This is a genomic window from Acinetobacter sp. GW821-FHT01C12 (assembly GCF_059422625.1).
Genome location: NZ_JBWKXD010000001.1, coordinates 306,545 through 327,861 on the forward strand (window position 1 = coordinate 306,545; position 21,317 = coordinate 327,861).

Consider the following 21,317-nt stretch of genomic DNA (forward strand, 5'->3'; position numbering starts at 1 on the left):
CTAGACTTCTCCCAGCGGGAGAAGGAACTTTCACAATACCAATATGATTCACTACACATGATCATTTTTTATTTATGAAAGATCTGTAAGGTATTGCTTATTTTTTTAAACTAACTTTTTAAATCAATAGTCGCATCTTAGCGCTTAATATGACTGAGCAGGCGTTCAAAAAATGCATCACATTGTTGCATCTGTGAGATTTCAATATATTCATCAGGTTTATGCGCAACTTGAATAGAACCGGGGCCACAAACGAGAACCGCAGAATTTAACTGTTGATGAAATAATCCACCCTCCGTACCAAATGAAATCTTCAGTAATGCAGTTGCTGGATCAAGGAGGTTTTGTAAAAATTTGACCGCTTGAATAGTGGTTGAGGTATTTAGTCCAGGGTATTGGTTGATTTCTTGAAAACTGACAAATTTTGCATAAGGGCTTTGCTCGATATATTCAAAAATTTTCGCTTGAACTGAATCCGTATTTTGTTCTGCAACATTACGAATCTCATAATCTAAAACACATTCATTGGGAACGATATTTAAAGCTTTACCACCTTGTATCTTCCCGACATGTACAGTGGTATAAGGCACATCGTAGCCCATATCGACAATTGGACCTTCTGCAATCTGTTTTTGTGTGGTGGTAATTGCCTCAACAACATTTTGAGCACAATAAATCGCATTGACATATAACGGGGCTAAAGCGGAGTGACCTTCTTGTCCACGACAAATTGCTTTAAATACTGCTTTGCCTTTATGGCCTGTGGCAATATTCATACTGGTAGGTTCACCAATCACACAAAGCTCTGGTTGAATAATTAATTCAGAGAGTAGGCCAAGAATTCCGCGTATACCAATACAGCCAATTTCCTCATCATAGGAAAGGCAAAGGTGCAATGGTTTAGCCAATTCTGGCATTTGTGCTGCTTTTAACATGGCCTGTATCGCGCAGGCGATAAAGCCTTTCATATCAGCTGTACCACGCCCATAAATTTTATCGTCTTTGATTACAGCGTGGAAAGGTTCGGTGCTCCACGCTTGTCCTTCAACTGGAACCACATCGGTATGTCCAGAGAGCAATATACCAGCTTGATCTTTAGGACCAATACTTGCCAATAAGTTGGCTTTGGTCTGTTCTGGATTAAAATTTAAAGTGATACTGATTCCCGCAGGTTCAAGTAAGTTTTTGACGAACATGATCAGTTCTAAATTACTTTTGTAGGACGTCGTATCAAATGCAACAAGTTTTTTAAGTAATTCAATACTTGACAGATTAGACATCTGAGGAATCCTTTTGTGTTTGGGCTTTTTTATAGGGATCGTAGAAATGCGGCGAACTCATGCCCGAAATAAAGTGATCAGAGATAAAGCTTTTACAACGACTAATGAACGCTTCGACAACAATATTTTTGGGTACATTTTTCGGTGTAGCAATGCCGATATACATCGGGCGATGTTCATGCGCAATACGAATACGTACCAGACGTTTACCATCAAGGCTATAGGTGTTTTTCGGGCGAACATTCAAAATCGTATAGCCAATATTATTGGCAACCATTGAACGAACGACATCGATATTTTTTGAAGAACGCACAACATTGGGCGTAAGATTTTGAGCTCTAAATAATGATAAGAAATACTCATTACTATAGGGCATGTCTAAAAGAATCATCGGGTACTGTGAAAGTTCTTCTAAACTTACAACAGGCAATATTGCTAAAGGGTGCTCCTCACTGACCAATACATGGGGTGGCAATTTCGTTAAAGCTTCAAAATGAATAATATTTTCATCAATATTGAGATCGTAAGTTAAAGCAAGATCAATATCATTACGTATAAGCGCGTTTAGAAGTGCTTGTTGATCATCTTCGTAGAGGTCTAAAGAAACTTGCTTATATAAATTGGAAAATCCATTGATGATATCGGCATAGATCATCGGGGTAAAAGCAGGGAAGCAGCCTACTTTTAACGGCCCACGTATGGAACCAGAAAATTCTGCAGCAAGAGAATATAAACTTGAAGCTTGGTTTAAGATCTTCTTACATTCCAACATCACACTTTTACCAACAGTGTTGAGGATTAAGCCTTTGGCATGTTGGCGAATAAATAATTGGGTTTGTAATTCTGATTCAATATGTGCGATTGCGGCAGAAATAGACGGAGAGGATACATGTATCTTCTCCGAAGCAATAATGATGCTGCCACATTCAGCCGTTGCAACAAAGTATTCCATTTGTCTTAAAGAAATTCGATTTAACACTTTGGATACACCTCCATTGTATACCCTCGAAAAATTTATTCATTTCCTGGAACACCATAGCTGCGAGCATTGATCGGGTTTAAAGCTCTTAAAACATAATCATCAATTTGCGGTTCATATATCTGCCATAGTGCGATAAGGTCGGAAATGGGTTGATCTGACCAGTCCACGCGTAAGTCAACAATCGGCCATTCCAATTTGTCAACAACCAAAAGACCAGCAGAATGTACTGCTCCTGCTTCTCCACCAGCCTGTTTTCCTGCGTCTAATGCATAAAGTAAACGCTCAGCTAAAGCGCCTTTACTTTGTTCGAAGTGTTTGAGCATAACATGAGTAACATTCTCATTTGCAAGTAAATTACCCGCACATACAGCATGTTTCCCTATATGTTGTGTATAAATCCCTAAGCTATTTTTCCCACTATAGGCAAAAGGCTCATTCACCGCATCAAGTAAAGTTAATTGGCGGTATTCAATAAAATCGGTATTTTTAGTTAATTCTGTAATCGCATTTTTAGGCGATATATTATATTTGGTCATTTCAAGTAAAATGCTGGCCAATTGAGGATCAGTTATATTTTGGCTTGCTGCAACACCAATCCCAGCTTTGGCACGTATACATCTTGATGCAACGGCTGGAGAGGATGAACTAATTGCTGCACCGAACTGTCCAGTTTCACTACATCTCGCAATAATTGAAAATGTCATATTTCCCTCATATCTTGGTTGTTTTTAGTCTGAAATAACGGCGATTGCATCAACTTCGACAAGCCATTCTGGACGCGCCAAGGCGGAAACAACAATGCCTGTTGAGACAGGGTAAACGCCTTTAAGCCATTTACCGACAACGCGATAAACATCCTCACGGAAACGTGGATCAACGATATATATGGTAATTTTACAAATATCAGCCAATTCTCCCCCAGCTTCTTTGAGTAGCATGTCAATGTTGTACATCGCCTGTTCGGTCTGACCCTTGACATCACCTATCGCAACACTTTCCGATGTATCCAGATTTTGTCCAATTTGACCACGAAGAAAAACTGTTCGCCCACGTGCAACCACAGCTTGGCATAGGTCATTGTCTAAATTCTGCTCTGGATAAGTTTTCTTGGTATTAAATGTTCGAATACGGGTATGTTTCACAGCTCAATCCTCAGTTAATTATGATGTTTCTCTAGTATGCTTACTTCGTGAGCGCTCACAATTTGTGTTTTCCTTTCTAGTAATTTACTTTTTCCGTAGTAATAAAAAAAATTTTAAACAGAATTATAGTTTTTATATTTTTTCCATTAATTTCATGTGCTTATTATGTAGCTTCAGATTTTTTGATGCACTTGTTTTGGATATTCTATTTTCGCTTTGCTGCTGGGCTGCCTATATTTTTCTTAAATCATGTTTTGTGCAGTTTGAATTATTCATTTTTTGAACAAGAAATCTGCAGCAAACACATACAGCCAAACACATGTGATTGGCTGTAGTTGGTAAATGTCTATTCAGCAATAGAGTTGTTGTTGCAAGGACGTTCCTCGATCTGACAAGGGAAAAAAGATGAGTCTAGATAAATTAGAAATAGATACCGTTGTGGTTGGTGCTGGTCAAGCTGGAGTCGCGATGAGTGAGCACCTGACAGAGCTTAAAATTCCACATGTAGTATTAGAAAAAAATCGTATTGCAGAAGCTTGGCGTACACGCCGTTGGGATTCTTTGGTAGCGAATGGACCTTGTTGGCACGATCGCTTTCCCAATATGGAATTTGATCTTGATCCAGATAGTTTTGTACATCATGACCAAGTTGCTGAATACTTTGAAAAATATGCCAAGCGCTTTAATGCACCGATTTATAGCAATGTTGAAGTTAAAAAGGTCCAAGCAAATGCGCAAGCTGCGGGTTTTATTGTTGAAACCTCAAAAGGCACTTTAACAGCACAACGTGTTGTTGTAGCGACAGGGCCTTTCCAAAAAGCCATTATTCCTTCGATTGCGCCTCAGCAAACGGATTTATACCAAATCCATTCAGATCAATATAAAAATCCACAACAAATCCCCGAGGGTGCTGTTTTAGTGGTGGGTTCTGGTTCTTCAGGTATTCAAATCGCAGATGAATTAAATCGTGCTGGTAAAAAAGTCTATTTGTCTGTGGGAGCGCATGAACGTCCACCACGTGTTTATCGTCAACGCGATAATGTTTGGTGGCTCGGAGTGTTGGGCGGCTGGGATAGCGTTAAAACCGATACAGGGCCGTTGAAAGGTTTGGCTGTAAGTGGTGCTCATGGTGGGCATTCCATTGATTTTAGACGTCTCGCACAACAAGGCATCACTTTACTGGGGATGACGATGCAATTTGAAGCTGAGCGCGTTTGTTTTCAGAATGATTTGCAACAGTCATTGGCCGACGGTGACAAAGCTTATTTTGAATTTTTAGATGCTGCTGATGCCTATGTTCAGCGTACAGGTATAGATTTACCTGAGGAGCCTGAAGCTCGGATTATTTTAGATGATGCTGAATGCATACAACAGCCTATTTTAGAGCTTAATTTAGCCAAAGCAGGAATCACTTCAATTATTTGGGCCTCTGGCTTTGGTTTTGATCATAGTTGGTTAGAAGTCAATGCTTTTGATGCAAATGGGCGGCCCAACCATAAGCTTGGCGTCTCAACAGAACCCGGTATTTATTTTATTGGTTTGCCTTATTTATCTGGGCGTGGTTCAAGCTTTATTTGGGGTGTTTGGCATGATGCAAAACGCGTGGCAGGCCATATTGATATTCAACGTCAGTATTTAAAATATCAAGATAAAACTCAAAGAAATTTAATCAATAAAGAAGAAAAAACTGCATGAAATAAGTTTTAAATTTCAAGGTTTAATGCCCACTCTAGGAGGGAGGAGCACATGACAGGAAAAAACAATAAGCAAGGAAGTCGTTTAATCGATCAGGCAAAACAGGTGAATGCAAAAAAGTTAACTTTGTTTAACTTGATCGCCATTGCAGTAGGTTTAGTGCTATCACAAGGTGTGATGGTGATTATTTTGCAAGGATTTGGCTTAAGCGGAATAAGTTTCTTTATTCCGCTGATTATCGGATTCTTTTTAGCGCTGAGCTATGCGACCTCTTTTGCAGAGTTGGCATTATTAATCCCTAAAAGTGGCAGTATCAGTGATTATAGTCTAGTCGCAACAGGGCATTTACCCGCAATGCTTTCGGTGTTTTGTGGTTATATTTTAGTGGCGATGTTTGCTGTTTCAGCGGAACTGATTTTAATCGATGATGTAATCAAAAAAATATTTAAACTGGATGTTCCCTATTTTGGCATTGGCTTTTTGATTTTATTTATTTCAGTGGGTTTAAATCTGCTGAAAATTGATATCTTCTCCAAAGTTCAAAATACCGTAGCTTTTGTCATGGTGGTTTTATTACTTTTGCTCGGTATATTTGCGATCAGCGGTTGGGTTTATCCGCATGCACAAGTGGTTGATTATACAATTACTTTTGATACAAATACTGTGGTACTGGTTGCGTTGGCTTTTTGGGGATTTGTCGGGGTAGAGTTTGTTGTTCCGATGATCGAAGAATCCAAAAATCCCAGTAAAAATATTCCAAGATCGATGTATATCGGTTTAACCACGATTTTTATCACCATTTCTTTATATGGCGTGGGTGCACTGTATTTCTTACCCCAAGAGCACTTGGTTAATTCTTTGACCCCGCATATTGAATATGCAACGGCGGTATTTGGTCCGACAGGCTTACTCTTTATTGCGATTGGTGCTTTATTTGCCACCTTAAGTACCTTAAATGCGACTTTAGCTGCCTTGCCGCGTATGTTGCAGGGCATGGCAAGCAATAAACAAGTGTTATCAATTTTTTCCCGAGTCAATCAGAAGAATAATGTGCCTTGGGTGGGCGTTCTATTTGTTGCTGTCATCATCATGATACCAATGCTGTTATCACAGAGTGAAACTGAAGTGATAAAGGTTCTGTTAACAGCAGCATGTATCTCTTGGTTGATCGCCTATGTGATTGCACATATCAACGTGATTGTATTGCGTAAACGCTACCCACAGATGGCAAGACCTTATAAAGCACCATTTTATCCATTCCTGCAAATCATTGGCATTATCGGGATGGTACTTACGATTTTCTATGCTGTCCCTACCCCAGATTTGAGAGTCAAAATATTTACTTGGGTCGGAATCGTGATTGGTTTTACCACAATCATCAGTATTCTTTGGATCAAATTGGTGATGAAAAGACAACTTTTTCAACCAGAATCCATCGAAAGTTTGACCAAATAAAAGCAGAATTTTAACAAGGAGTTATCTTATGAAGCAGTTATCAACAACAGAAATTACAGAAGTTTGGAAAAAAGATAAAGATCACCATATTCATCCATGGACTGACTTTGCAACCTTTAAAGATGAAGGTGCCATGATTCTTGCACACGGTGAAGGGTGTTATGTTTTTGATGCTGAAGGCAATAAATATCTGGATGGTATTGGTGGTTTATGGTGCGTCAATGTGGGTTATGGGCGTCAAGAAATTGCCGATGCCATTTCAGAACAGATTATGCAAATTCCTTATTATTCTGCATTTGGTCACCATACTTCGATACCCGCTGCAAAATTATCTGCAAAACTGGCTGAATTGGCGCCTGGAAATTTGAATCATGTACTGTTTGGCTGTGGTGGCTCAGTTGCCAATGATACCGCGGTACGGGTCATTCACTTTTATTTCAATCAACTCGGTCAACCAAGCAAGAAAAAATTAATCTCGCGTAAAGATGGCTACCATGGCAGTACCTATATCAGTATGTCATTAACTGGTGTTGAGTTTGACCATATCGGTTTTGATATTGATCGTGAATTGGTCCACCAGATTTCATGCCCAAATCCATACCGTAGAGCGGAAGGTCAAAGCTTAGAAGCGTTCTGCAATGAAAAGGTACAAGAGTTAGAAAATAAAATTTTGGAATTGGGTCCAGAAAATGTCGCTGCATTTTTTGCAGAACCGATCATGGGTGCTGGCGGTGTTATTGTACCTCCACCGGGCTATCATAAAAAAGCCCTTGATGTGTGTCATAAATATGGGGTTTTATACGTGTCCGATGAAGTTGTGACTGCGTTTGGGCGCTTAGGGCACTTTTTTGCTTCGGAATCCGAGTTTGATATCGTTCCAGATATTATTACTTGTGCCAAAGGCTTATCTTCAGGCTACTTACCCTTAGGTGCAACGATTATATCTGATGATATTGCAAAAGTGATTGGTAAGCCTCAGGCGGATGGTGCGTTATTTACCCATGGATTTACCTATTCAGGTCATCCTGTTTCTTGTGCAGCGGCATTAAAAAATATTGAAATTATCGAACGTGAAAATTTACTGCAACATGTCAATGATGTAGGTCAATATTTTGAAGATCAATTGCACACATTGGTTGACTTAGACATTGTCGGAGAGGTTCGTGGTAAGAAATTTATGATGTGTATTGAAAACTTAGCCAATAAGCAAACCAAGGAACTTTTCCCAAGTTCAGTCAATGTAGGTTCTCGAATTGCCGATTATTGCCAGAAAGATGGGTTAATTATTCGTCCAGTTGGTCATATGAATATCATGTCGCCACCCTTAATTTTAAATAAACAACATGTAGACTTTATCGTGACCACATTACGTAAAGCGATTCTGAGTACGACAGCGGATCTTAAACGTGAAGGTTATTTGTCTATTTAAACTTGCAGATAACTCTAGGCAAACAAGTTAAGCGATTTATGGCCCCCCTAAATTGAATCTAAAGTAGCGGGGCCATTTACTGAGTTGATCATTCCATCTGGATTAAATGTAGCTTAAGCTGTTGAATGATTGCTTGGATGGTATTTATTTAAAATGCTTGCTAACCGGCAAGCATTTAATTTAACACACTGAATAGTTTGTCTTTTAATTGTTGCCAATTTGTCGAAATCCAACACAGCAAAGAGCCTGAAGTCACCAAGATCACACCATACCAAAACTCTGTTGGTAGATTGGTTTGTAAGATAAACATTGAAATCAAAGTTGAGATGACTGGACTAAAATAAGATAAAGTCACCAAAATCGTAATATTGCCTTTGATAATGCCAATATTCCAAGCGGCATAGCCCAAGGCCATCACCACTGAAACAATACCTAATAATCCAATTGTTGTAAGTTCAACTTCTGGAATTGCATTTAAACTTAATCCATGTGACCACAAGTATTTAGTCCACAGCACTATACTGATCGCCACAAAGAAAAATGAAATTGGATTATGCCCATCACTATATTTTTTTGTAATGACACAATATAAGGACCACAGCGTTGCCCCTACAAATGCCAAAATATAACTGATTGGATTTTCGAGAATATTGGATAAAATATTGGACCATGTTAAAGCACCTTGCCCAGTTTGAATCAAAATAATTCCACTTAAGCTGATGGCTAAACCGACAATAACAAAGACATTAAATTTAATTTCTTTAAAGAGAATCAGCATCGCCACAGTTAAGCCCGGCCACAGGTAATTGACCAGACTAACTTCTATGGCTTGTTGGGCGGTTTGTGCCAGTGCAATGGCATAAGAAAAACATAATTCATAAATAACAAACAATAAGGTAGAAAAAATCAGATATTTTTTTGAAATCAATTTTAAATTTGGGATTTTAAAAAATATTAATAAAATACACGTGCTCAGTGTATACATCAGCAGCACAGCCAATTCAGCGCCCAAACTAAAACTAATTTTTTTCAATAAACCGACAATAGAAGACCATTGTAAAATGGCACTTAAACCAATCAGGGTTGCGAGATTTTTTGACATATTGGGCTTTAAAATCTGAGGATTCAGATTAAGGTAAGTAATGGAACAATTATAGCTTAGAATTCTGCGATTATTTTTAAAATATCACCCAGCATAAAACAAATAATATGTCAGGATAAGCTCAATTAAAAAACAGCGGATTTAAGCAAAATTTGATATTTGGATAAAAAATTAGGTATTAAAAATGATAAAAAAGCTTTGTTTTTAGTTCAATTTTTTATATAAACATATGCATAAAGATTAAAAATTAACGAGACATTCAACAGAGATAAACAAATGAGAAGATTACCCGTATATTTATTATTAGATACCTCAGGTTCGATGCATGGTGAACCGATTGAAGCGGTTAAAAATGGTGTTGAAATACTGGTTTCTTCACTCAGACAAGATCCTTATGCGCTCGAAACAGCCTATTTGTCTATTATTACCTTTGATACTCAAGCCAAACAACCGATTCCATTAACTGAAATTGCGATGTTTCAACCCCCTCAATTACAGGCAACAGGGACTACACAGTTGGGCGAAGCACTGGGATTACTGGCAGATAAAATTGATCAGGAAGTGCAAAAAACCACACCTGATACCCGTGGTGACTGGAAACCCTTAGTTTTTATTATGACAGATGGTGCACCAACGGATGATTGGACTAAAGGTTTTGCAAAACTAAAACAAGCCAAGACGGGGATGATTATTGCTTGTGCAGCGGGGCATAATGCAGATAGCAGTATTCTCAAACAAATTACAGAAGTTGTGGTAGAACTTGCAACTGCAGATTCAAATACCATTAAAGCCTTCTTTAAATGGGTTTCTGCAAGTATTTCTACAGGTAGCCAAAAAGTAGATGCAGGTCAAAAAGAAGTCACAGGTTTAAATGATCTTCCACCACCACCACCTGAAGTGAATGTGGTTCTATAAAAATAAAGGAAACTAGCATGGCAATTACATTGGCGAAAGGTCAAGGACTCAGCCTTGAAAAATCTAAACATGATTTAGAACGAGTGACGATTGGACTCGGTTGGGATATCACTGAGCAAAAGAAAGGCTTTTTAGGCGGATTATTTTCAGGTGCAAAGAGCGAAGAACACGATCTAGATGTGGTGGCATTTTTATGTGATGCCAGTGGAAAAGTAAAAGATCTGGGCTGGAATGCCGCAGGTCAAGCCACACTCGAAAATAGTGATGTTATCTTTTTTAATAATTTAAAACATCGTTCAGGGCAAATTTGGCTGACTGGAGATAACCGTACAGGTGCTGGCGACGGCGATGATGAGCAAATTATTGTCAAATTAAATAGCTTGGCAGCTGAATATCACAAGATTGTTTTTATTGTGCAAATTTACAATGGTGCAAAAAATAATCAGCATTTTGGTCAGGTGAAAAATGCCTTTATTCGTGCTGTCGATGGTACTGGCAAAGAAATGGTGCGTTTTGATTTATCAGGTATCGGTCAATATGATCAACAACGTTCATTATTATTTGCTGAACTGGTCAGAGAAAATAGTGGTTGGAAATTTAATGCGGTCGGTAATGCATCACCCGCGGATAATTTCGTGGATTGGTTAAAAAAATATAGTTAAAAAATGAGAATATAATGCGCCGTTTACCTGTATATATTTTATTAGATACATCTGGCTCTATGCGTGGTGAGCCAATTCACTCGGTGAATGTTGGCTTGCAGTCGATGCTCAGTGCATTAAGGCAAGATCCTTATGCGCTTGAAAGCGTGTATTTAAGTGTGATCACCTTTGATATTGAAGCAAAAGTTTATTTACCGCTTACCCCTTTAGATCAAGTTCAAATTCCCGATCTAGATGTACCCAATGTGGGAGCAACATTTATGGGTGCAGCATTGGAATTACTGGCTCAGGAAGTACAACAGAATGTACAGAAAAGTAGCAATGATGTTAAAGGTGATTGGCGCCCGTTATTGTTCTTGATGACAGATGGTTCACCCTCAGATGTCTATGCTTATCAGCAAATCGTTCCCACAATTAAACAGCTTAACTTTGCCACGATTGTCGCTTGTGCTGCGGGGCCAAAAGCGAAAACTGAATCTTTGCTACAACTGACGGATCAAGTGGTTGTGTTAGACACCATGGACTCAAATAGTTTTGCCAGCTTCTTTAAGTGGGTTTCTGCAAGTGTGGTTGCTGGTAGCAGTAGTGCAGGAGTATCCGATTCAATTTCTTTACCACCACCACCCGCCGAAATTCAGCTGGTTTTATAACTGAATATGATGTGACGATAAAAATACTAAATCAAATAGATCAGCGCTTATCTGTTTGATTTAGATATGTGAATAATATGATAAAAATAATGTAGGTGAAGTTATGCGCCGTTTACCGGTATTTTTTGTTCTCGATTGTTCTGAATCAATGGTCGGGCAGCCGCTTGAATCAGTTCAAGAGGGTGTGGAATTTATTTTAAGCAGTTTAAGGAAAGATCCTTATGCGCTTGAAACTGTATATGTTTCAGTAATTGCATATGCAGGGATTGTCAGAACATTGGTCCCTTTAACTGAGTTATTTGCCTTTAATCATTTTAATTTGCCCTTGGGTGGTGGGACACATTTGGGTAAAGCTTTAGATCATTTGGGTCAGGAAATTGATCGTTATGTGATGAAAACCACCAGTGAAGTCAAAGGCGACTGGAAGCCAATGGTCTATATATTTACTGATGGTCGTCCAACCGATGAATATGATCAGGCAATTCAACGTTGGAATACCAAATATGCGCATAAAGCGACTGTCGTCGCCATTGGTCTAGGTGCAGATGTTGATTTTTCAGTGTTGAGTAAGATCACTGAAAATACCATTTCAATTGACCAGATCAATCAAGAATATGTCAAAGGTTTGTGTAAGTGGATCACAGCCTCTGTAGTGTCACAAAGTATCAGTATTGGTAGCCATCAACAAAAAGATGACCTATTGCCAATTGATGAGCGTTATATGCGCTTGGCAAAAGATGCATTATCTCTACAAAAAAATAAAGCTGATGATCATTGTGCGATATTTGTCGGTCGCTGCCAAAAGATGAATAAACCTTATATCATCAAATATATACGTAATTTACAGTACAAAGGCCCAGCTGATTTAAACATCAATATCTATAATTTTAAGTTAGATACCTGTAGTGCGATATCTGAGGAGTATTTTACTTGGTCAGATCATAATGCATCCAATAAGCAGATCAATACGGCTGAACTCGATGGTTTCCCTGAATGTCCACATTGTTTTTCTGAGACCGCTTTTGCGGTATGTGGATGCGGTAATTTGATGTGTTATGACGGCTATCGGGAATCTGTGGTTTGCCCGTGGTGTCGTCGACAAATCAGTTTTTCTTCTGGTGATGGAGATTTTGATTTAACCCGTGGGCAAGGTTAGGCTTTATCGGTTGATGTGTTGATACATTATTAAAGCATTGCTGCATTGAACAATATTAAAAATCTATATCGCTTAACGCTTAAGTGCATCGTGATTGGTGAGTGACCAAGTGACCAAGTGACCAAGCAAATAGAATAGAAAAATGAGTAGAGGGTAAAATGGACAGTGATGTATGCAAATTAAAGCAAATTTTGGAACAAAATCCTGCTGATTTCAGTGAGGATTTTTCACAATTTTTATTAAGTGATCCACAAAATCTCAAACAACTTTCAAAACTCATCAACGAATTGGAAAAAGTGAAGATAGCTGCACCGCGTTTGAGCAATATTCATGAAGCTGATTTATTGGATAATGCATCTGCTGCACAGTCTCAGCATGAAATTATAAGCTCGGATAGAACCCAAGCCACTGTACAAAAGAATGTTCAAGAGCAAGCCTGCCTTAATCAGCAAACTGGAACCAATCAACACACTAGAGTTGATGAACACGTCAAGCTTGATGAAAATATTCAACAAAATTGTGATGATCCTTTAGTCAATGTGGATCAACTCCATACATCATCTGAAAACACCAACTCAGTTGGAGCAATTTCCGAAACGCAAAATATCACTTTAGATCTTCATACAACATTACAACTGGCACCGATCCTACAAGTTGAACAGCAAGTTGTTGCAGATCAAGTCGAGCAAACATCAGCCTTAACAACTGAACCCAATTTAGAAAACAAGCTGACAATTGATTCTGAAAATATAAGCTCAACCCCTGAAATAATATCTTCTGAAACTGAGAAGAATAGATTAGAGATCGAATCTGTGTTTAGACGAAGTAAATATGAAGACATTAAATTTCAGGTTGAAAATGCCCGAGTAGGACAACACTATCAATCTCAAATTTCAGTGATTTCACAACATGATGTCAATCAATTAACATTCAAATCTGAAAGCTTTAAATTTCCAGATACAAGTTTTTATTTCGATGAAGCCACACAGCGTATTCATGGTGAACCACTACAAGCAGATTCAATCGAATTTTCTTTTCAGTTTATCGCTGATGGAGAAACACGCTCCGCCCAGTGTCGGTTGAATATCATTGCAGACCCACGTAGTTTATGGAAAGTCATTGAACCTGAGTCTGGGCAAAAATTTAGCAAGCCACATTTGGATCAAGCCTTGATTGATGCCGTGGACTATAAAATTATCGCTGCAAGTCGTCGTGGCCGTTCACATGAACATGCAGGCTTATTTAGAGATGACGATTTTTCGATTACCTTAATTGACAATACATCTTGGTCGGTCTTGACTGTGGCAGATGGTGCGGGCAGTGCGCAATACTCCAGAGAAGGGTCTCGAATTGCGGTAGAGATTGTTGAAAATGAGTTTAAAAACTATTTAAATCCACACACGGTTGAAAGCCTGATTGCTGACTTAGAAAAATGGCAAGTGGGCAGTCAGGATGCTGAAACTGTTGCAGTTGCCAAGAAGTTAAATGAGCAGTTTCATCATGTATATTATGAAATTTATAAATCAATTATTAACCAAATCAAATTACAAGCAGAACAGATTGGGGCAAATACTAAAGATTTTTCAACCACATTGCTGGTTGCGGTCGTATGTAAATTAGCTGACAAAACCTTTATCAGTGCATTTTCAGTGGGAGACGGTGCAATCGCAGTATATAGCGAGGACAATGTGCGTCTGATGAATGTTCCAGATGGTGGTGAATATGCAGGACAGACCAAGTTTCTAGATCTGAGTATTGCAACAGAATTTCCAAACCGTTTAAAAATAGGCTGCTTTAAAGATACCCATGCGATTATGTTGATGACAGATGGTATTTCAGATCCAAAATTTGAAACAGATTCTGGCTTATCCAATTTTGACAAATGGCAAAGTTTATACCGTGAACTGGATCCGTTGCTACAGAATGAAGCAGCTGATATAGCATTGTTGGAATGGATGCATTTCTTTACAGCTGGGCATCATGATGATCGTACCATGGCCGTATTATGGAATAAGCATTCAACAATATCTGTATAAATAATATCTAAGTATTTGAAGAATATAGTGTAAGGTGGCAAGTATGTCAGCAAAAATTATTAAATGTACCACCGTTGATGGACGTGAAATTGAATTTGTAGATGAAATTATCGGTTCAGGTGCAATGAAAGATGTATATTTTTCACCTGATCGTAGCTATGTGGTGTGCTTTTTCAGTAAAGAAAAGAATAAGTTTTATGACTCTAAAGCCACCTTTGAGCAGCAAAAAGATCGTTTAAAAGAAATTGTAGGCAATAAATGGCAAAGTATCTTTAATGGGATTGGTGGGGACTATTGGAAAAATATTTTCTGTTGGCCCGACGGTTTAGTTGAATATAATAATTTGCTTGGGATTACCGCCCCAACCTATAGAAAACAATTTTTCTTTGAATATGGTTCAAAAAATAATGATTTTCTGCAAATCAAAGGCAAAGAAAAAGAAGGGAAATGGTTTGCAAGTGCAAATAACCAAAACAGATTTCTCGACGACAAAGAAAAAGGCACTTGGCTAAATTACCTTAAAATAGGAATTCTAATTTCCCGCGCAGTACGCCGTATGCATGCTGCTGGTTTGGCCCATTCAGATTTATCTTATAAAAATATTTTGGTCGATCCTGTTTCTGGCAGTGCTAGTGTTATTGACGTTGATGGTTTGGTGGTACCTGGAAAATACCCACCTGACGTTGTCGGTACTCCTGATTTTATTGCGCCAGAAGTGGTACGCACCAGTCATTTATCCAAAGACAATCCTGATCGTTATTTACCCAGTATTGCGACAGATAAACATGCTTTGGCGGTATTGATTTATATGTATTTGCTCTATCGACATCCGTTACGTGGTGGAAAAATTCATGATATGAATGATCCGCAAAAGGATGAAACGCTGGGAATGGGTGAAAAAGCGCTGTTTATTGAACACCCAACAGATCATAGTAATCAGGTGAAACCGACTCAACTTAAAGTCAGTCAGCAACCATGGGGGGATCCTGCAAAAGTACCTTTTACAGTGACTGGACCGTATTTGTCTGAGCTCTTTATCAAAAGCTTTGTCGAAGGTTTACATGATCCTGCCAAGCGCCCCTCAGCCAACGACTGGGAAACAGCTTTGGTTAAAACAGTGGATTTGATTCAGCCGTGTCATAATCACCGTTGTGGTCAAAAGTGGTATGTGTTTGATAATTCCACTAAACCTGAATGTCCATTTTGCCATACGCCGTTTAAAGGAAAATTACCCATTCTCAATTTATACTCAGCACGGCAGCAAGGTAATTTTAGACCTGATAATCATCGTTTAATGGTGTGGACAGGCCAATCTATTTACGCATGGCATACCAATAATATGATTGCACCGAATGAACGCTTGACCGCAGAACAGACCAAGCGAAAAGGCTATTTCGTCTTACATAATGATGTATGGTGGTTGGTTAATGAAGATATGCCTGATCTTACCGATGTTGCCAATAAAACGCAGATCCCGATTGGCGGTAAAATTGAATTAAAAGATGGTGTTCAAATTTTATTTTCTAAACAAGATGGTGGTCGTTTAGCTGTAGTACAAATGGTTGAAGCATAATTTGCTGCTTCAACCTCTAATCAAGGCTTATACCACCAATATTTTGTCATGTGTTGAACACGATGATTTGACCAAACCAAAAGTTTTATATCTGAGTAAAATCATTTCAGCCCAATTTTTATGGGTTGCAGGTTCGATCATTGAACCATGACATTTAAATACACTTTTAGCATCGTGGGCTAAGATTAACTGAGCCTCATGGAACTCTTCAGGTTGAACTTGTAAGGCATGATGAATATGACCAATTTGAGCAGGATGAATTGCCGTTTTGGTATAAATTCCATTATTCATGTCTTGTTCCAGCTCTTGCATCAATAGCTGTGTATTTTCAAAATGTTCACACACAGGTGAACTCAACTGAAAACCGTTGGGAATAAATAATCCCGCCAATTGTGAAATCAAAATGCCCACAGGCGTCTGATAAATCGTGGTGTTTTTGGGTCTACGCAAATTTAAACAGGACAAGAGGTCATTGCCACCAATTCTTAAACATAGTGTTTTATGAAAGTCATATTTAAGGGCTTGGTAAAGTTCAATATTGTGTGCCACATCAAAGATTTCTTTGGTTTCAAGCGTCGGCATATATTGCAAATTGGCAGGTAATACATTCATCCAATTTTTGAGATTAAATACATTAAACTTGGGCAAAATCATGCCATTAAATGTTTGATTTAGATCCCAGTCGACAATGTGCTTCGCCATTTCCATATTTCTAGGACGGATAAAAATGGTAGGGGCTTTTAAACTGGGTTCATCCAGTCTTCTTTGCAATAAATGTTTTAAATTAACCATTGCCGTTTGAACATCTGATTCGAGTACAGCATCTTCAAGGCATACCGCAATTGATTTAATCTGCGGAAATTTAATTCCTTGGGTAACTTCCCACAATTGTTCATGTGTTGCAGGAATATACATGGTCGCGCCAAGCTCAATGGCGTGTAAAAGTGGCTTCATTTGTTCTTCTCTACTTTTTTTATCAATGTTGCTGCGTGATAAGGACCTAATTTTGTTCCCAGAATATCGACTGGAATATTTCGCTCACGTGCAAAGTGCAATAATAATTGTACATGAGGATTAGATTCGTCTTTTAATAAGATTCGCTCAGGTATGCGTCTTAAAACTGCACGTGTTGCTTCAGCAATACTGGGTTTTATATGGTTAATATTTTGAATCGCATATTGTGCTGCAATCCAGTCAATCGTTTCTGCACATTGCTGCTGTTGTACTAAACGAATTTGATTGTTCCAGTTCACCTGTTTATCAGTTGGGTTTTGTTCAATCAACAGTCGTATTTTCTCAATAAAATTAACAGAAAGGTCATAAGGTTTTAACTGATCGTAGATCAAACAACTATGCCATTTTTGTGTCTGGTAGCAATTGTTTCGGGCATCTTGCTGTTCTATGCTTTCTTTTAAAATCGTCCGAGAAGTCAGTCCAGAGATCACTGAACCCAATATCCCAAATGGAATCAACCAATCATCTGTACTGGCACTTAACCAAGAATAACCACCCAAATCAGACAGGGTAACTAAACGCGGGATCTGCCAATTTTCATCAAAGAGCTCAGGAATGTCTTGTAGATTTTTTGTGAGTTCTTTGCATATTGCGCCTTTACCTGTCCAGCCATCTACAAAAACGATATTCTGAGCACCATGTTGTTCAATAATCGCTTGCAGTGCAGCAAAATCAACACCACGATCACGAATAATACTAATACCATAGTGATAGCAAGACTGATGCTTTTCAAGGTAATGCTTGAGTAGAACACCTAAAGGAACACCAGCACGAACCAAGCTCACCAAAACAATCTCTTGTTTGGGAAAACGTTGCATCAAACTGTTGCCAATTTTCTGAACTTCTTCGGCAAGGCGCTGTGCACCTTGTTCAAAGGCATGCTGATAATGTTGCATCTGTTCATCCGTTGGCGGATGTTCAGCACCGATCATTTGTGAATAGTGCATTTTTCCTGACTGGATCAGATATTCTTTTTCTTCAACAGCAGTGGGTTGAATATCATCAATCTGCATCAAAAAAGTGACATCTTCGGGACGATATGAACCGTGAAAGCCAAGTTTACTCAAGATTGGATTGAGTGGTGTAATCAATGCATTAGACATGACCTAAATATCCTTTAGTGTCAAAATCATGGCTTAATTGCGTATTGAGAAACTTATCCAACTGACTGCTTTTCGGCATTCCAAACCAATCACAACAGCTGAGGAATCCAGCATCTGATAGACTATCGCCCCAACCTAAAATAATACGTTCCCGTTGCGGATCATGTTTTTGAATATAAAACTCAACCGCGCTTTGTTTGCTGACATGATGTGGAATAATCGCCAGATTATTGCCATTGATATGGATATAGCATTGTTCTAGTAGCGTTTTAGGTAATTTTTCAACAAGCTGATCTAAAAATAACGCACCAGCTTGTTTTTGTTTTGCGACAGAATAAATACTCAGTTCATTTTCAACCAAGGTCCAAGTTCTGACTTCACCCAAATCTTTGGCATAGTCATGCAAAGCATCTGGCAAGTCAGTCAGTATGCCATTGAGTTGAATTTCATGTTGTTTTTGAAGATCAAACCAGTCTGTATCCACGGCTAAATTCTGATCTAGAATCGTGCCACCGTGGGAACAAATCGCACCATATTGAAAGGGGATTTGTACACGTTTAAAGCCTTCAACTGAACGAGCAGTCACAGGCACAACTTCAGCAGATTCAAGCAACCAATTCAAAAAAGACTGCTGTTTTGGGCTCATATATGAAAGCGGTTGTCCAGAAACATCTGTAGTCACCATTTGATGTTGTGGTGTCGGTTGTTGTTTTCGATAAGTTTGAAATAAAGTGTCATCCAAGTCGACAAAGACCAAAGGTTTAGGGTTCATAACTGATCACTTCCAAATTTTTAATTTGTTCAAACAAGCTTGGGTCTACACTATCTTGATGTGTTTCAATCACCAAAAGCACCCGATCAAATTCTTGATGTTTTACGTTATAAGCAAAGTTTTGAATATTGAGCCCATAGTTATCATGAAACTGGCAAATACTTTTTATTGCATGTCCTTGCATGATTGGTGAACGGGTTGTTGAACTAAAATATGTTTCAGCACCTTGTTGTTCCAACTGTTCTGCAATAAGAAAAGGGATCCAACTAAACTCACCTGAACCAAGTACAAGTATTTTTTCGCCTGGATGATTGATGTGAATATGTTCCCATGGCTTACATTCTAAATAACCTGGCTCACGCCCCCAATTATTTGGTGCAATAATTTTCTGTGCCTGTTGCTCAGTGGAGCTGACATTGGGCATATTAACCTGAATATTGTGTTGATTCGCTTGCCACTGCCAATTTCCTTGCAATAATGAAACCACTTCCACAGGGATATCAAGCTCATCCGTTGCAAGACTGTGCTCAGCCCAGTTCACCAACGTGACCAATATTACGCGTTCAACTTGCTGCAAACCGGAATTGGTTAAACTATTGATCAGATTTTTAAAGGTTTTTCCTGTTGAAATTTCATCATCAACTAAAATCAAGGTCTTTGAATCAACCACTTGCTGATGTTTAACTGGATCGTGGCTGCTTAGAATAAACTGATCTTGTGCATGACTATGTTCTTCTAGAAAAAGCCCCAATGTCGGTAAAGTCGATACAGGGTGTCGTGTTGTGGTTAAGAAAATCGCATTTTTGCCATGTTGTTTTTTTAATTCACGATAAACCCCAGCACCTAAACCGACGGCTGTTTCAGCCATACCAATGACACAAATTGGCCCAGCTAAATCTGTAGGCACTAAACTGGCTAAATCGCTATAGCTACGCTGCATGACAGAGGGTGCAACAGGAATATGTTTCCCCAATACTTTGGAAACAAATAAAAATGCTCTTTTAGGATTAATTCTTTCTGCAAAATCTAATAAATCATCTAAAGCCCAGTGGCTATGTTGTTGGTTAACTTGAACAGTGATTCGCCCACGACTTAAATCTATATGCTTCATCTATATTACAAATCCAATTTTATACTATGGGCAATCGGTAAAGCTTTAACAGGCGATTGTTGCGGTGCTCGAACTAAGTTCAAATTTAATTTTTCAGCAATCAGTTCGGCAATTAAATTGACTCCCGTATGTTGTGTATAAGCAAAACCACCAGCAGGGCGTGGATTAATCTCAAGAATATGCCATTGCAAGCTTTCATCTTGTTTAAATTGGATGTTAATTAGTCCATCACATTGAAAATAATCGACTAAATCTATACAAATTTGATGACAAGGATGTTGCAAAAAACATTCTTGAAAATAAACATGTTTGATTCTGGTTACTTGAGCAATGATCTTTCCTTGACTACAAGCAATATCAACTGAACATTCTTGCCCAGCCAAATAAGGCATAATCAGATATTCAACAGGCTCTTCCTGTTGATTATATGCCTCTATAAATTGCTGAGTATTACATTTGGTTGGTGAGCTAAAGTTTTTAAAGTACGACACATGATTCTGTAAGCGGACAAAACCTGCACCATAAACCCCATAAACAGGCTTAGCGCAGATCTCACTATGTTGTAGCTGCAATGTTTCAATAGATCTTTTCAGCGTTTCTGTGGAATTTGCTAATAACGCTGGAATGACAGATAAATTTTGCGCTTCGCAATGTAAGGTAAACTGGTATTTATTGTTCATCAACTCATGCTGTTCTGAGCTGAGTGTACCAGTAATCAACTGAATAGCATGTTGTTCAAATTGGGCTCTAAACGGCTCAATATGTTGGCTGTGCTTTCCACAGAAGAGCAGTTGAATATTGTGTTCAATACATTGTTCTAATAACCATTCAGCGCTCTTTGAAATAGCAGGTTGCTGAAGATAAACATCAGCACTTAAGGCAAGTTCGGGGCGATTACGGCTATGAGAACAAAATATAGTCAGTTGTTTTGATATATTAGAACTTTTCAGTAATTGAATCATATCATTTTGACAGGAATAACACTCGGCGATCCAAATTTTATATTGCTGTAGCACGGGTAATTTAATCTCAAATTTTTATAAAGAATAACGAAGTTTTTAAAGCGATTAATCTGATGCGCTGGAAAATATAACAATTCCCCGTAGTGATACAATATTTAATTTTAATATTTTGTAAAAGTAATCAAACCCCAAGAAAAAAAACACTGAAACACTTGAGATTAGTCATTTTTATGGTAAAACATAACACATCTATTTTTATTTGTTTTTTATAAAGAAAG

The 21,317-nt window shown here is 38.4% G+C and carries 19 protein-coding genes; 9 read left to right on the plus strand and 10 right to left on the minus strand.

Features of this window, described 5'->3' with window-relative positions:
* Positions 1–137: 137 nt before the first annotated feature.
* From argE to AC07WY_RS01465, 4 genes are read right to left on the minus strand one after another with little or no spacing between them, the layout of a single operon-like run.
* Positions 138–1,280: an acetylornithine deacetylase gene (gene argE, locus AC07WY_RS01450; protein WP_494735551.1), complete on the minus strand. Its 1,143-nt coding sequence runs from the start codon at positions 1,278–1,280 to the stop codon at positions 138–140.
* Positions 1,273–2,259: a LysR family transcriptional regulator gene (locus AC07WY_RS01455; RefSeq protein ID WP_494735552.1), complete on the minus strand. Its 987-nt coding sequence runs from the start codon at positions 2,257–2,259 to the stop codon at positions 1,273–1,275. The genes argE and AC07WY_RS01455 overlap by 8 nt, the downstream gene beginning before the upstream one ends.
* 35 nt (positions 2,260–2,294) lie before the next feature.
* Entirely contained in the window at positions 2,295–2,966 is a 672-nt protein-coding gene (locus tag AC07WY_RS01460; RefSeq protein WP_494735553.1) for a DUF1028 domain-containing protein, read from the minus strand.
* A gap of 24 nt (positions 2,967–2,990) precedes the next feature.
* A complete protein-coding gene (locus AC07WY_RS01465; RefSeq protein WP_419336485.1) occupies positions 2,991–3,404 on the minus strand; it encodes a RidA family protein in 414 nt (137 codons plus the stop codon).
* Positions 3,405–3,809: 405 nt separating this feature from the next.
* Between AC07WY_RS01465 and AC07WY_RS01470 the strand changes: the two genes are divergently transcribed.
* From AC07WY_RS01470 to AC07WY_RS01480, 3 genes are read left to right on the plus strand one after another with little or no spacing between them, the layout of a single operon-like run.
* Positions 3,810–5,099, plus strand: a complete 1,290-nt coding sequence (locus tag AC07WY_RS01470; RefSeq protein WP_494735554.1) for a flavin-containing monooxygenase — start codon at positions 3,810–3,812, stop codon at positions 5,097–5,099.
* A gap of 51 nt (positions 5,100–5,150) precedes the next feature.
* Positions 5,151–6,554 carry an APC family permease gene (locus AC07WY_RS01475; RefSeq protein WP_494735555.1) on the plus strand — a complete coding sequence of 468 codons (1,404 nt, stop codon included), beginning with the start codon at positions 5,151–5,153 and terminating at the stop codon, positions 6,552–6,554.
* Between the two features lie 28 nt (positions 6,555–6,582).
* Positions 6,583–7,983 (plus strand): aminotransferase, encoded by a 1,401-nt coding sequence (locus AC07WY_RS01480; RefSeq protein WP_494735556.1) that lies wholly within the window; start codon positions 6,583–6,585, stop codon positions 7,981–7,983.
* A 175-nt stretch (positions 7,984–8,158) separates the two neighbouring features.
* Here AC07WY_RS01480 and yddG read toward each other — a convergent pair whose 3' ends face one another.
* Positions 8,159–9,085 carry an aromatic amino acid DMT transporter YddG gene (gene yddG / locus AC07WY_RS01485; protein ID WP_262086089.1) on the minus strand — a complete coding sequence of 309 codons (927 nt, stop codon included), beginning with the start codon at positions 9,083–9,085 and terminating at the stop codon, positions 8,159–8,161.
* 276 nt (positions 9,086–9,361) lie between these two features.
* Between yddG and AC07WY_RS01490 the strand changes: the two genes are divergently transcribed.
* The 6 genes from AC07WY_RS01490 (at position 9,362) to AC07WY_RS01515 (ending at position 16,077) form a co-directional block, all read left to right on the plus strand.
* Entirely contained in the window at positions 9,362–10,000 is a 639-nt protein-coding gene (locus AC07WY_RS01490; protein ID WP_494735557.1) for a vWA domain-containing protein, read from the plus strand.
* Positions 10,001–10,017: 17 nt separating this feature from the next.
* The gene (locus AC07WY_RS01495; RefSeq protein WP_419336476.1) at positions 10,018–10,662 is read left to right on the plus strand and encodes a TerD family protein; all 645 of its coding nucleotides are present in this window, start codon (positions 10,018–10,020) and stop codon (positions 10,660–10,662) included.
* A 14-nt stretch (positions 10,663–10,676) separates the two neighbouring features.
* A complete protein-coding gene (locus tag AC07WY_RS01500; RefSeq protein ID WP_004821620.1) occupies positions 10,677–11,312 on the plus strand; it encodes a vWA domain-containing protein in 636 nt (211 codons plus the stop codon).
* 103 nt (positions 11,313–11,415) lie between these two features.
* Entirely contained in the window at positions 11,416–12,468 is a 1,053-nt protein-coding gene (locus AC07WY_RS01505) for a TerY-C metal binding domain-containing protein (RefSeq protein ID WP_262086087.1), read from the plus strand.
* A 158-nt stretch (positions 12,469–12,626) separates the two neighbouring features.
* Positions 12,627–14,504 (plus strand): PP2C family serine/threonine-protein phosphatase, encoded by a 1,878-nt coding sequence (locus AC07WY_RS01510; protein ID WP_494735558.1) that lies wholly within the window; start codon positions 12,627–12,629, stop codon positions 14,502–14,504.
* A gap of 43 nt (positions 14,505–14,547) precedes the next feature.
* Entirely contained in the window at positions 14,548–16,077 is a 1,530-nt protein-coding gene (locus AC07WY_RS01515; protein WP_151801412.1) for a helix-hairpin-helix domain-containing protein, read from the plus strand.
* 27 nt (positions 16,078–16,104) lie between these two features.
* On the opposite strand, the gene AC07WY_RS01520 is transcribed toward AC07WY_RS01515, so the two are convergent.
* Genes AC07WY_RS01520 through AC07WY_RS01540 form a run of 5 tightly spaced genes read right to left on the minus strand, consistent with a single transcriptional unit; the run spans position 16,105 to position 21,039 of the window.
* Complete coding sequence (locus tag AC07WY_RS01520) at positions 16,105–17,031, minus strand: HpcH/HpaI aldolase/citrate lyase family protein (RefSeq protein WP_303576063.1); 927 nt, start codon at positions 17,029–17,031, stop codon at positions 16,105–16,107.
* Complete coding sequence (locus AC07WY_RS01525) at positions 17,028–18,194, minus strand: cysteine protease StiP domain-containing protein (RefSeq protein WP_303576064.1); 1,167 nt, start codon at positions 18,192–18,194, stop codon at positions 17,028–17,030. The genes AC07WY_RS01520 and AC07WY_RS01525 overlap by 4 nt, the downstream gene beginning before the upstream one ends.
* Positions 18,187–18,966, minus strand: a complete 780-nt coding sequence (locus tag AC07WY_RS01530; protein WP_303576065.1) for an HAD family hydrolase — start codon at positions 18,964–18,966, stop codon at positions 18,187–18,189. The genes AC07WY_RS01525 and AC07WY_RS01530 overlap by 8 nt, the downstream gene beginning before the upstream one ends.
* The gene (locus tag AC07WY_RS01535; protein WP_303576066.1) at positions 18,956–20,077 is read right to left on the minus strand and encodes a phosphoribosyltransferase domain-containing protein; all 1,122 of its coding nucleotides are present in this window, start codon (positions 20,075–20,077) and stop codon (positions 18,956–18,958) included. Before AC07WY_RS01535 ends, AC07WY_RS01530 begins: the two co-directional genes overlap by 11 nt.
* A gap of 5 nt (positions 20,078–20,082) precedes the next feature.
* Positions 20,083–21,039, minus strand: a complete 957-nt coding sequence (locus tag AC07WY_RS01540) for an ATP-grasp domain-containing protein (RefSeq protein WP_228128950.1) — start codon at positions 21,037–21,039, stop codon at positions 20,083–20,085.
* Between the last annotated feature and the right edge of the window lie 278 nt (positions 21,040–21,317).